The following is a 14,008-nucleotide window of genomic DNA, read 5'->3' on the forward strand; positions in this document are numbered from 1 at the left end:
AGAATACATTCCCCCCCCTAAAACACATTGCGTTATAGTTATAGTAACTCTAATTATTGATTTGTATCTAAACATCACAGTAATAACTTATAACTCTCAATATTACTAAAATACAGAATCTCTATCGATTATTAACATACTCAAAAAATTATTTCTTTATAAAACTCTTACAAAAACTATACTAAAAAATATATTCAACATCTTTCTATTTATTCAGGGAAATCATCGCTACACCTACCAAGGTGTTTTATAAATTCTGTAGCATCTCAAGAAATAATAGATGGCACACTACATACACTTCTTCAGTAAGAATATTTAGAACTATCATTGCTTCTACCTGCATTATAGCAATTAAGGTCAGACCTATGTTCAATTGTTTATTTTTTAAAAACTATAGATTATGGAAGACTAATATTATGTTAGATTATTGAAGACTATATATCTTAATTCTAATCTTGCATAGGCTACACTAGCCTAAGTTTAGTCTAGACTATAAAACAATGGATATAACCTAAAACATGATATCTAATATATACTAAAATTAGCATATCTATCTAAGCACTCTCTATTTTAATTTCATCCTATCCCATGGACAACTAATCTGATCATAACAATCTCATCTTTATAACATACATAATATTAATTATTTCTTCTTATCCGGGATATATAAAAAATAAAATATATACATATAGTAAATGGATCACATAGATTCTCTTAATTCATGAATAAACAAAAGAAATAATAAACAAATACATATTTATATATTTAAGATAAACTAAATAATTAGTAAAAATACATGAATACAATTATACGTTTATAACTGTAATAGATTAAAACAATTTAATCTTTTTCTTTTACGAAAAGACTTATAAAGCACTCGTTCGATGATAAAGAACTGTTATAAATTCAGGACCCCAAAAGTCATATATTACTTATTATCATCTGATTGCATCAATGATAGATTTTTAATCTATATACACCGATCCAAAAAAAATGAATAATTTAAAGATTTTATCTTATCTAATAGTACAAACTAATTAATCATACTTATGTTATATAAGCATATAAATAAGAACGCCATCACACCATCTTAACTCAGATAGAGAAAGATGATTTTAAATTTTTTCTAACAAGTAAAAACCTCTCTAGTGTATCAACAATTGATTTAGTATTTAAATCAATTTCAATATTGACTTTCTGACCAAGAATCTTTAGACCTAATGTAGTTCGTGATAATGTTTCTGGAATTAAATGCACGCAAAATGTTTTATTTCTAACCTTTCCTACCGTCAGACTTATACCATCAATCGCAATAAATCCTTTATAAAAAATATATTTTATCTGATTAAAATCTTGAACCTCAAACCATATTTGGTGAATATTACATGTACTACGTATTCGAATAATTATCGCAGTCATCATAATATGACCTGATATTAAGTGACCACCAATTTCATCACTAAATTTAGCTGCACGCTCTACATTAACTTTCTCACCCACTTTTAGTAAACTTAAATTAGTTAGTCTCAATGTCTCTGTCAGTACATCGAAACTAATTTTATCACTTTCAACCGAAATAACTGTCAAGCAACATCCGTTACAAGCAACTGATCCACCGACTTCTAATCCTAAGAGTAAATTTAATGGCATTTGAATCACATAAGTACTTAAATTGATTTTATTCTCAATAAAAAATACTTCTGCAGTGCCCTGCACCAAACCGGTAAACATATTTAACCTCAATCTCATAAGAACATATTATGTAATTTTCTGATCATACAGAAAAGACTATCATTCTGTTATTAATGTTGAACGCTATATTTATATTCCTCCCTTAAAACCATTCCATTAACGTTTTAAAATACAATATATAAAAATACTAATGATAAAATGCAAGACCCTTACCATTTAAGTCATAGAATAAAATTCTAATAAACACTTGAACAAACTTCTCTCTTTCTAACAATCCCTTATCTTTTCATTATTAAACCCTAATTTCAATCAAGTCCAATATAAATTAATGATCTATCAATTTCGTATAACTTATTTTTCTACATACTGCCATGCTATCTCTAGAGCTTTATTAGATAAAATACTGAGACTAGCGCTACGACCTATAGTCAAACAATCTTCTAACCTTAAGTCTATAAAAAAACTAAATAGATCCTTCTTACATAAATCACTAGGTCGTTGACCTTCAATAAGGGTTAATAAAATCGCAATAAGCCCGCGAATTATTCGCGCATCACTATCACCATAAAAATGCAGTTTATTACACTTCTGCATCTTATGTCCAAACCAAATCCGATTGGAACAACCTATCCCAGATAGTTGATTGGTTTTAATAGAATCAGGTAGCTTGGGAAGCTGATTACTTAATAGAATTAGGTATCGATATCGCTCCTCCCATTCAGTAAAATAAGAAAATTGATCTAACAAGAAATCAGATGTAATAGATTTACCAAAAGGATGCATAATCAATAACTCTCTGTTGATTATATGTTCCATAACATATGTAACTTTTGACAATAAATGAATGAAATCATAGAGTTGCTATTTATACTCCTTTTCGAAGAAATTCTGTCATAATTACGTCGAAGTAATAATGATATATATGATGTTATTTATTATTTCATGAACTTGACCACTATAATCACAGATTATTTGTTTATATAAAAAATATAATTCATGCACTAGTAATCAAGTTTAAATAAAATAAAAAAATATATACATTATATTTATTAAAGATCTGATAATTTTAGATGAAAATAATTAATAAATTTTTTATTAATGTATTAGCTTGTATGTAAAAATCTTTAACATTAAAATTAAATATCGTTAATTAACTCATTGATAATATATCTATACGATATTATAATTCATCATATGATATTCATCATAAGAACCTATAAAAAAACTATAACTAGGTTTTAATTTTTTTAAAAAAATTTGATCTTATACCAATGGTCTATGCGACTTATTATTCTCTTGAATATAGACAATATGATACATAAATAATCATTAAACTATATTACGCTAGTCACTTAACCGCTTAGGATAAGTGGTTCAGTGACTTTTCTAGTATATAGACATTTAATGTCATAAGATCCTAGATCATATTTTTTTATAAAAGGTTAAATATAACCATAGAAAATACTGACTTTAAATTAAAAGCTCTTTATCTGTATGGTACATAAAATATATAATCTCGTATTTTATAATAAAAATAGAACCCACCATTCAGATACATGCGATCTTACTTTTTCTCAAAACATCTTAAGTAATAAATCACTCAAAAATAACTTTTTATGATCCAGTATATACAATTCTTTCTATAAAATAATACTAATAGATTATAATTTAAAGACCTTCTAATCTAATAAAAATCACGAAAAAATTCACCAAAAATACATATACATAAAAAATAAATCATAACAATTCTAACTATTGATTAAGCTCATATAATCGTATTACATTTCAAATATTGTATTCAATAGTTATGCATCAACCTTTCTCGTAAACGCTTCCAACTTACAACTCTAAGTAAATAGCCAGGACAAATAAAAAAACCCCACTTATACCTTTCAATGAAAGGCCAGGCTAATTTGATTACATAACATATTATTCTTATATATAAGCAGTTTAATAAAAATATGGATAATACAGTGAAAGTTTATTAGAAAATATGTAACACTCTTTTAGCCAAAAAATTAAATCAAATTTTAAACAGTATTACTGAATTTATATGATAAAAACTACATAATTGAGTCTTATGTTATAACGCTAATCTAATCAATTGTTATTACCTATAAGCCCTTAATTAAGCTATATTTCCAACCTTTAAGCAGTATTTCTTTTCCTATCTCGTTTTAATCGTCACATAGATCAAATATGGAAAAATAGTAAAAAACTGCCGTACATTTCTTGCAATAAAATATTTTCATAAATCAGTAAAAACAGACATCCTAGACCTAATTCTACGAATTAACTAAAAAATAAGCTATGGATCAAAAAGCTCTATAATCTAGATAATGTTACTTTCTTTCTATAAAACAATAAATGTAAAGTTCTTTAATATAGACGGTGCTACTATGGGAGACTCTAGATTTATATGATAATATATATCATATTATCTATAAGTTTTATCTTATTCATAACATTATGACTTATGTACTTTAGGATTCAATGCAATTTCTTTAAATAAATATTTCAACTTTAAACTAACTTATAAAGCTAATGCATGAAGGTATACTATTTATTATTTCCGCTCCTAGCGGAGCCGGAAAATCAAGTTTAATTCAATCACTTTTAAAAATTAAACCTCTATTGAATATAAAACTATCAATCTCTCATACTACGCGTACAATAAGATCAGGAGAATATCATGGGGAACATTATTACTTTATTAAAGACCATCAATTTCGTAGCATGATTAATAAAAAAAAATTTTTAGAGTACGCTAAAGTTTTTGGAAATTACTACGGTACTTCACATCAAAATGTTACCAATATACTACAACAAGGGTTTGATTTATTACTTGATATAGACTGGCAGGGAGCTAGAGCAATTCGAAAGGTAATGCCAAAATCTAAAAGTATTTTTATATTACCCCCTTCAAAAAAAGAGTTACAACGTAGATTATGTCAACGAAATCAAGATACTCAGTTTATCATTTCTCAGAGAATGGCCCAGGCTATGACTGAAATCAGTCATTATGTAGAATATGATTATCTAATAATCAATCAAAAATTCGACGATGCTCTTATAGATCTTCAGACTATTATTAAATCTGAACGTTTACGTCTAAACCGTCAAAAAGTACGTGCTAAAACTTTAATAAATAAATTACTGACAGTCTAAAGGTTGACTTATTATACTTAACCTCTAATTACTTAATCCTAATAAATTCGAGACCTATCATAATGGCGCGCATAACCGTACAAAATGCAGTAAAAAAAATTGGTAATCAATTTGATCTAGTTCTAGTAGCAGCTCGGCGAGCTCGTCAAATACAAAGTAGTGGGAAAAGCCCTTTGGTGCCAAAAAAAAATGATAAGTCTACAGTCATTGCCCTTCGAGAAATTGAACAAGGCCTTATTACTACCCACATTCTTGACATATTAGATTGCCAGGAACGAACAGATCACACACATAAAGAATGGAAAGAGGTTAAAAATATTAATAAAAATTATTTTTAAGATTTAACGGATAGCATAAAATGTTATCCGTTAAGTCTGATAAATCACGTAGCCATAGCAAGAAAACTCTAACAATTAAAGTATAATGTCTCATTCTTAATATCTAATATATATAGACCAATGCATTACTAGAGAGAAAACTTGAATCTTTATATTTTTACCTAACCAAACCATAATTTCTTATTGAATAAAAACACTATGATGATCAATTTAAAAAAACATGTTGACTAACGATACAACGTTATGCAATATATTGATATTAATCGCTCTTATAATCAATCATAATCAACATATTCTTCTAAGCAGCCTTCCGACCCTATCTTATCTGAAAACAAACCTATCTACTGAGAATTTTTACTCTGAGAGAAGGTGTGTGTAAAATAAAAAAACAAACCATCTTCTTTCAATAGAAAGAATAACATCGTGTATTACATAAATAATAAATAAATATAATTAAAAATATAATAATTTTTAAAAATACATGCTTTCACCAACTACTTTTACTTTCTTGTACTTAAGTTATATATCACATTATAGTTTATAGTCTTTATTATTAATCTGAATAATTATAGCTCCATATTTTGAAAATAAAATATTAATTCAAAATTCTCATACTAGACACAAGAAAAAAAGAAAGAGTATCATAAATAAATTTAAAATAATGCTAAAAATATCACTTTTACACCTAATAATATCCTATATTGTGCGTCTATTAATTAAGAAGGGCTAGGATAGGTCACTGTATTTTACAGGATAAGTAGTAATGATGTTTATCAGAGGGGCATAGAGAAATGAATTAGCTTATAGATGAAATAATGACAGACTTAGTTACACTATCGAATATATAAATATTTAATATTCTACCTAGATACTGCACACGGTATAACAATACCTGGACAGGTAATTGCACTATCAGTCAACTGAACAACTAGGATTATATATGAACGAAGATAACAAAACGAGCGCAGCAAAACGCGCTTCAACAAGACGTTGGTTAAACGCTCAAGACTCTGGTTATCATAAAGCAATGGACAATCGCCATGTTCAGATGATTGCTATCGGTGGAGCAATTGGAACAGGTCTATTCCTTGGCGCCGGTGCTCGCTTACAAATCGCTGGACCAGCATTAGCATTAGTTTATTTGGTATGCGGTGTGTTTTCATTCTTTATTTTGCGGGCGCTAGGTGAATTAGTACTACATCGCCCTTCAAGTGGAAGCTTTGTTTCTTATGCTCGTGAATTTTTAGGTGAAAAAGCTTCATATGTAGCAGGTTGGATGTATTTTGTCAACTGGGCAATGACTGGAATAGTTGATATTACAGCTGTGGCTTTATATATGCATTACTGGACTGCTTGTAATGACATACCGCAGTGGGTATTTGCGCTTGGAGCTCTAGCTATTGTTGGAGGTATGAACATGGTTGGAGTCAAGTGGTTTGCTGAGATGGAATTTTGGTTTGCACTTGTTAAAGTGCTGGCTATTGTTATATTTTTAATTGTAGGATCTCTTTTTTTAGGAAGCGGACAGACGTTAGATGGAAACACAACCGGCTTTCATCTAATTACTGATAATGGAGGTTTTTTTCCAAACGGCTTACTACCTGCTCTTGTATTAGTTCAAGGCGTGGTGTTCGCATTTGCATCTATTGAGCTAGTAGGAACAGCGGCAGGTGAATGCAAAGACCCGCAAAAAATATTACCGAAAGCTATTAATCGTGTGATCTGGCGCATTGGTCTTTTTTACGTTGGATCAGTAGTATTATTGGTTTTACTACTTCCTTGGAACGCTTACCAAGCGGGGCAAAGTCCTTTTGTTACTTTCTTCTCTAAACTAGGTCTACCATATGCTGGTAGCATTATGAATATTGTAGTACTTAGTGCAGCACTTTCAAGTTTAAACTCTGGCTTATATGCTACAGGTCGTATTTTACGCTCTATGGCAATGGGTGGCTCAGCTCCTAAATGCATGTCGAGGATGAGTAGTCAGCAAGTTCCATATATAGGAATTATTATGACTGTTGCTGTATATATAGTTGGTGTATATCTCAATTACATCCTTCCTTCTAGCGTCTTCGAAATCGTTCTAAATATCGCAACCCTAGGAATTATTTCATCTTGGGGTTTTATTGTTATTTGTCAAATTCGACTACGTCAAGCAATTAAAGAAGGCAAGGCCGAGGATATTAGTTTTAAACTTCCAGGATCTCCAGTTACATCTTGGTTAACTTTAATTTTCTTAGTAAGCGTTTTAGGCTTAATGGCCTTTGATTATCCAAATGGAACCTATACGATTGCATCAATACCATTATTAGCGGTAGTACTTACTCTAGGCTGGCTCCGCGTTCGCAGACGTGTGCACTCTCTAGCTCAATAAAGTAGGTAAACTATCTGCATAATAATTAATTAATATCTTATGTTTTCTAAATTCTTCTTGTCATTACGCATAAGAAGAATTTAGAAATAAATTAAACAATCAATATAACTAAACTTACTCCCAATTTAAAGGACATTACCTTCCATTCTAACAATCAAGCTATTACCTCAGTAACAAAATGAATATATAACATCCAAAATACATATCAATCAAACTTAATTCCTCAATTTTGTTATACAAAAAATTCATTCATTAATCATTACTTATGTGATCAAATGTAATAAAATATTTATCATTATATTTTTAAGTGAACCTTTCCTAATAAATAGAGATTATACTTTCATTCTATTAGTTCTAATTAAAAAAGTGCATAAATTTTAAATCATTCATAGATATTCTTATAATTAAAGATCTATTGATTGTTAATAACACTAACAATCCTCTATAACATTAAAATCTATATTTTTTATCTTAATTAAATTTATTAAAAAAATGACAATCTCACTACTGAACACATAGATATAAAAAAACTAGATTAAAAAACCAATCTATTCATTAACCCAACATTACCATAATGCACGATAATAAGCCTAATAACGTTTTATCATAAAAATGCATTGACTAAAAAATTTACATGACGAGCTATATCTATAAAAATTAGTAACATAACTATATGAATGGAAAAAAATAAATTTACTAATTTAAATTCTTCTTGGGTATATCTAAATAAATTATAATTATCACTAAAATATATTAATCATCAACAAACCTTGTTTATCATATTTAAATAAATTTAATTACAATTTAGGAACTCATATCACATAGATTGGATAGAGAATTTTGCTCTTAAGAAAAAATAATTTAAAATTTAATTTCTATTTCTTTATATAAAGTCCAGAATGAAAGTTAAATTTTTTATTCCTATTTGAGTTAAATAATCTTAAAAAAATAAAATATGATCATTTATTCTAGAAAAGAAGGAAATAAGAAAATAACTACTCTAATATAAAAATTATATTGATAGAATATACATTCTTTTATATAAATACTGAATAAGTAAGTTTTATTAAAATATAATATATTATATACAAAACTAATCTGACTCCAAAGTTGAAGATAAATGTAATTCACTATAATATATCTAAAACAAACATGCCTAATATTACGAAAACACTAATCTGTCTGCAAACTATTAACATAATCAAAATAAAATTAGCTATATCATCATAGACAATCTATACACTTATTCTCTACAAAATATCAGAAATTAAGCAAAAAATTTTTCAAGAGATTTTTCTCACCTGACAAAGAGATTTTCTAGATATTATTATTTTCAATCAATGTATCTACAGTTAATCCAACCAATCTTAAGAACACAATTATAAAATAAAGAACAATAATGTTTCAAACCTTTGAATCATACAATTAGGATCAAAAAAAATAACAATATTTTCTTTTAATTTTATATTGTCACATATATGAATACCTCATTTCTTACTAAATCAATTAATAAAAATCAATAAAATTAGAATTAAAATATTGTCAATCTCCTAAAAAAATATTAAATATTTATTATCTAGTTCATATTGACTAAAAATAAAACTTTTATTGTAATTATAAAAATTTATAACCTACTTCTTTGATGCAATAAACCCTTATCAATTAAATTATTCTATTTAACTTATCTTTAATTATTTGACAAACATTTGATCAGATTAGATTTAAGTATATTTCAATACTATTCTAATCAAAAAAAATTGAATAGTGTTAGCAGTATTTCTTATAATCTTTTACATAACATAACTTTACTAGTGATGCATCTGATACGCTAGACCACTCTGACGTTTGATGTTCATTCTTACAGAGCTCTCCAGAACCAATTGATTAGCGTAAATGGTCAAAGACTTCTTAGCACGAGTAATTGCTGTATAGAATAATTTGCGCGTCAAAATAGGCATGACCTGGGTGGGTAAAACCAATACTACATTCTCAAATTCTGAACCTTGAGCCTTATGTACTGTTATTGCAAAAGCAGTCTGATGCAATGGTAATCGAGAAGGGTCAATAGCTACCGCACCTCCATTGGATAATGGAAACCAGACTCGTAACTGTTCGTGTTCATCCTTGATAGCTATACCAATATCACCATTAGATAATTTAAGTTCCTTGCTATTATGCAAAATCATAACTGGACGACCATTATACCAAGGATAATCTAAAAACATTTCATGACTAATCAACCCCTCCTGATATAAAATATGTTCAATAGACTGATTCATTCCTAATACACCATATAAACCTTCACGTAACACACATAAAACCTGAAATCGCCTAAAAGCATTTAAAACCTTATCTGGTCCTAACCCTTCTTTTAATTTTCTTAAATAATAGTAATACCCTTCTGTAATAATTTTTATCATATCATGATAATCAGAATCTCCTGTTATTGTATAGTAAGTAATATCATCACAATCACTCTTTAATACTTGCTCAACTAATCCAATATCGCCTCTATTGACTGCTTCAGCTAGATGCCCAATCCCAGATTCTATTTTAAAACGATAGTTTTTATGCAATAAGCAAATCATATTACCAACTGATGAAACATCGCTATATTCATGAGTCATAACGTTACAACCAGTTAAACGAGAAAGCTGAACACAACGGTCAGGGCTGTATCTATTATCAGAATAGTGACATATATCAGAAAATACCGTTCCAGCTTCTACTGAAGATATCTGATCACGATCACCAAGAAAAATTACCCGTGCCTGACTAGGTAAAGCAGAAATTAAATTATCAAACATTGATAAGTCAATCATAGAAGATTCATCAACTACGAGAACATCCACCGGAAGAGTGTTACAACTATTATAATACATATGTTGACTATCAATTTTAGCCCCTAAAAGCCTATGTAAGGTTGTGGCTTCTAAGGGAAAATTCTCTAAAACACAATCATCTAAAATAAAATTCTGTAAAAATAAACCTAGTTCTTCCGTTAATCGAGATGCTGCTTTACCAGTCGGGGCAACCACTTTAATACACTGAGGTGATAATGATAAATTAATTAAACTAGCTAAAATCTTTGCTACTGTAGTTGTTTTTCCTGTTCCAGGTCCACCAGAAATTACTGATATTTGAGATGTAAGCGCGACTGCAGCCGCGATCTTTTGCCAGTCAAATCGATCCTCTTGACCAAAATAAAAATCTAGTATCTTACGAATCTTACCTTCCTCTGAATGAATAAGACAACTTTTATATCTTATAAAATCAAGCACCACTTTTTCGCTTTTCCACATACGGTGTAAATATAAATGCTTATTCTTTAATACTAATGGAGATACTTTTGTCCCATCACTAACTTCTGAATACATATGTAATAATAACTCTACATCCTGGGGCATGTTAACAGATTGCCATATAGATTGAGCTAACTCTTGATTTAAACCATAAAAAAAAACTCTGGATGTATCTGTGATAAAGGAAGGCATACATGTCCTTCTCCGACATCACGACTCAACAATGCTGTTGCTAGCATTAAAATAGAATTTTCTTCTCTTGCTATAACTCTAGCAAACTGCACATCAAAAGAACGAAATAGATTCTTCTCTTGTCCGAGATACAATAGTTCTATTAACTTCATAATTTATATGCCGAATTTATAATAATTAAAAAATACATGATATAACTAAGCACACCATCATGCCATATTTAAAATATATTAATTTTAGATGTGAATAAAAAATCCAAATGAACATATTACTTTAAGTAGTCTACTATAATGTCTTACTATTAATATTTAATTATTGCTTTTTAAAATGGAGATCCATCTTGAAAACCTATATTAATTAATATATAAATTCTTATTTCTACTCCTTAAAGTATAGATAACTAACTACCCTACTATAGGAATATACCTATCGCTACAATATTAGTAGCCCTATCATGCTTATAGCTCTACTTAGAAGATAAATTTTTAAATCAACAAGCAATACATCTTTTTATTTTAACTCTAATTCTACCTCTAGAATTGTTTTATAATTGACAAGGTTTTGCGTAGGATAGACCTACGATGTTATATAGTTTCTAATATAAATTACAAACCAATACCATTTACTAACAGAGTACATAAACTAAAATTATATTTTGTATTAAAAGGATGTTTAATATCCTAGATATTTACAAAACATCTTTCTCTTCCTCTCTAATTCTAATGTTAAATGAAAATTTAATACTAATTAAAAATCATAAAAATATATACAATAATAAGAAAAACTTTAAGTACCATGGTAATAAGCTGAGCCTCATTCTCAATATTTTTACAATCTAAATCAAGTTAAGTACTTTAAAAAAAATTAAAAATTTCTCAGAAATCCCAATCTTATTTCAACAAAAAATAGTCTTAATAAAATTAAATCTTAAATTTAATTAAAACTATCCTATATATATTATTCTAATTTTTATATAACATCTAGATAACATTATTTCAATAATGCATGACTTATCACAACATACATATATGTTTATAATTAATACAAAACTAAAAAATTTACTAATAAATAAATTTAAATAATATTAAAGATACAGTTGTTCAGATAACCACAAAGACAAATGAAAATTCTTTTTTCTTATAAAGAAAAAATCATGAAAGGAAGAATACAATTTATATAAACATTATATATTAATGATTGTATTAATATGCAATTAAATTGCATAGGTACTAGAATAAAACAGAGAATGACTTAAATATTAAATATTTATCTAAGAATATAAAATACTTAATATCACTGTCTATGTTCTTTGTTAAACAAACGTCCACTGAATTAATAAAAAAAACTCTATTAAATATAAATCAATTCAAAAAATAAGATACCAATAATCTACAACCTGATATATAACAGATACATATTTCATTAATACAGATTAAAAAAATTTGTAAAAATAAAAAATCAAATAATCGTAAAATAAATAATATTTTCACATTCAAAACAAAGAGATTTTTACTTTTATAAAAAAAGAAAATTCATTTTCTTAAAAAAATTTAAAAAGAAGAATCATCGCTGATCATAGGTATTTTTATAATAATTATCTAATGTTGATACTGAAATCTAGAATAAAAAAGAAAACTTTATGGTTAAAACCCTATGAGATACAAAGAGCACAATATCTTTTTCTTGGCTAACAGATAATATTTTTTATACAATCAATACTATATAATATATATGAAACATACTCCTATTACTTATCATTCCTGATTAACATAAAATCATTATCAGAATTAGATACTCCTCATCCGTTTTGCACATAGTCACTGATATAACAGCATAGACAATAAAAATGGTATAATATCGGCTTATATTCACCTCTCTTCCCTCTACGACACAAGAAGAGAAGTTTTTCTATAAAATGTATGATTTTTTAATCAGATAATATTGATTTCTAATCATTCATCAAGAAAATTATAGGCAGTGTTTTAAAAATGTTTCACATGAAAACAGAACAACTAAAAATGTAAATAAATTACTTAGATAATCCATTGATTATTCGTAATACTGGTTATATATTAATTCTCATTGTCATTACTCTAATAATACTTATAGTTAATTAAAGAAATATTGAACACTTCCTGATTTAAATTTTATATTAATGTACTATCTTCCATATATTTTATCTAAATTCTATCTAAAATTAAATTAATGTAAATTTATTGGAATAAATTTTTCAATCAGAAAAGTCGACCTATGATATATCAAATATACAGATCTTTCATCCTTATCAACCTATAAGGATCTATATTTGTTAAAAAACAATATAAATTTCCATCATGTGACATTATCCAGATAATGCATATAATATAAAAATTATATATATCTATATTCTTATGATATAACTTTTCATATTGAACAAACTAGAATATATCTATTCAGATATACTGAAACGACCGATCTTCCTTGAAATCATCTTAATATTATTAGACCAAATTTACACCTTAGATGTAATTTGAATCTCATTTGCCACACATTCTATATATTAGTTCATCATGGATGATAAAATAATACTAATACGATACTCTCCCTTCCGCAGCTTCTCATCCAAAAAATTATTAAATCTATACCAAATAAAATAAATAATATATTTACAATATTTGAGTACTAAGAACAAAATAACGATATAAGATATTTAAGTCTACATAACTCATATGTGAATAATTTCTTTAAATATTAACTAATCCTTTTATTTATCATATATACATCTTGATTAACAATTAACCGATAATACTTATCAAACGTACTTTCTTAGAAATCTTGACCAGTGTCATATAGAATTCTAATCCAAGATATAAACTTTAACAAATTTTACATAAATTAATCAATGTTAAATATTGTACACTGACTATCAACTTGTATTTTTGATCTAATTCTACATAGATTCA

General features: G+C 27.5%; 7 protein-coding genes. 3 read left to right on the forward strand and 4 right to left on the reverse strand.

Annotation, left to right across the window (positions count from 1 at the left end; genetic code table 11):
* Positions 1-1,095: 1,095 nt before the first annotated feature.
* Positions 1,096-1,731 carry a riboflavin synthase subunit alpha gene (locus tag HACICURV3402_RS03075; protein ID WP_157992844.1) on the reverse strand — a complete coding sequence of 212 codons (636 nt, stop codon included), beginning with the start codon at positions 1,729-1,731 and terminating at the stop codon, positions 1,096-1,098.
* Positions 1,732-2,043: 312 nt separating this feature from the next.
* The gene (csdE, locus tag HACICURV3402_RS03080) at positions 2,044-2,475 is read right to left on the reverse strand and encodes a cysteine desulfurase sulfur acceptor subunit CsdE (protein ID WP_232037525.1); all 432 of its coding nucleotides are present in this window, start codon (positions 2,473-2,475) and stop codon (positions 2,044-2,046) included.
* 1,761 nt (positions 2,476-4,236) lie between these two features.
* On the opposite strand from csdE, the gene gmk reads away from it, so the two are divergent.
* From gmk to ansP, 3 genes are all read left to right on the forward strand, one after another.
* Positions 4,237-4,860, forward strand: coding sequence for a guanylate kinase (gene gmk, locus HACICURV3402_RS03085; RefSeq protein ID WP_157992845.1), 624 nt, complete (start codon positions 4,237-4,239; stop codon positions 4,858-4,860).
* Between the two features lie 62 nt (positions 4,861-4,922).
* Positions 4,923-5,198 carry a DNA-directed RNA polymerase subunit omega gene (rpoZ, locus tag HACICURV3402_RS03090; RefSeq protein ID WP_157992846.1) on the forward strand — a complete coding sequence of 92 codons (276 nt, stop codon included), beginning with the start codon at positions 4,923-4,925 and terminating at the stop codon, positions 5,196-5,198.
* 940 nt (positions 5,199-6,138) lie between these two features.
* A complete protein-coding gene (gene ansP, locus HACICURV3402_RS03095; RefSeq protein ID WP_157992933.1) occupies positions 6,139-7,572 on the forward strand; it encodes an L-asparagine permease in 1,434 nt (477 codons plus the stop codon).
* A 1,808-nt stretch (positions 7,573-9,380) separates the two neighbouring features.
* Here the strand turns inward: ansP and recD are convergent.
* Together recD and HACICURV3402_RS03395 are read right to left on the reverse strand one after the other, a co-directional pair.
* A complete protein-coding gene (recD, locus tag HACICURV3402_RS03100) occupies positions 9,381-11,066 on the reverse strand; it encodes an exodeoxyribonuclease V subunit alpha (protein ID WP_331869765.1) in 1,686 nt (561 codons plus the stop codon).
* Positions 11,018-11,218: a hypothetical protein gene (locus HACICURV3402_RS03395; RefSeq protein WP_331869766.1), complete on the reverse strand. Its 201-nt coding sequence runs from the start codon at positions 11,216-11,218 to the stop codon at positions 11,018-11,020. The genes recD and HACICURV3402_RS03395 overlap by 49 nt, the downstream gene beginning before the upstream one ends.
* Positions 11,219-14,008: the final 2,790 nt, after the last annotated feature.

The organism is Candidatus Erwinia haradaeae (genome assembly GCF_900698925.1).
Lineage (GTDB): Bacteria > Pseudomonadota > Gammaproteobacteria > Enterobacterales > Enterobacteriaceae > Erwinia_E > Erwinia_E haradaeae_I.

Coding starts and splice junctions, on each gene's coding strand:
- HACICURV3402_RS03075 (WP_157992844.1), bottom strand. CDS start 1,731: ATGTTTACCGGTTTGGTGCAGGGCACTGCAGAAGTATTTTTTATTGAG.
- csdE (WP_232037525.1), bottom strand. CDS start 2,475: ATGCATCCTTTTGGTAAATCTATTACATCTGATTTCTTGTTAGATCAA.
- gmk (WP_157992845.1), top strand. CDS start 4,237: ATGCATGAAGGTATACTATTTATTATTTCCGCTCCTAGCGGAGCCGGA.
- rpoZ (WP_157992846.1), top strand. CDS start 4,923: ATGGCGCGCATAACCGTACAAAATGCAGTAAAAAAAATTGGTAATCAA.
- ansP (WP_157992933.1), top strand. CDS start 6,139: ATGAACGAAGATAACAAAACGAGCGCAGCAAAACGCGCTTCAACAAGA.
- recD (WP_331869765.1), bottom strand. CDS start 11,066: ATGCCTTCCTTTATCACAGATACATCCAGAGTTTTTTTTTATGGTTTA.
- HACICURV3402_RS03395 (WP_331869766.1), bottom strand. CDS start 11,218: ATGAAGTTAATAGAACTATTGTATCTCGGACAAGAGAAGAATCTATTT.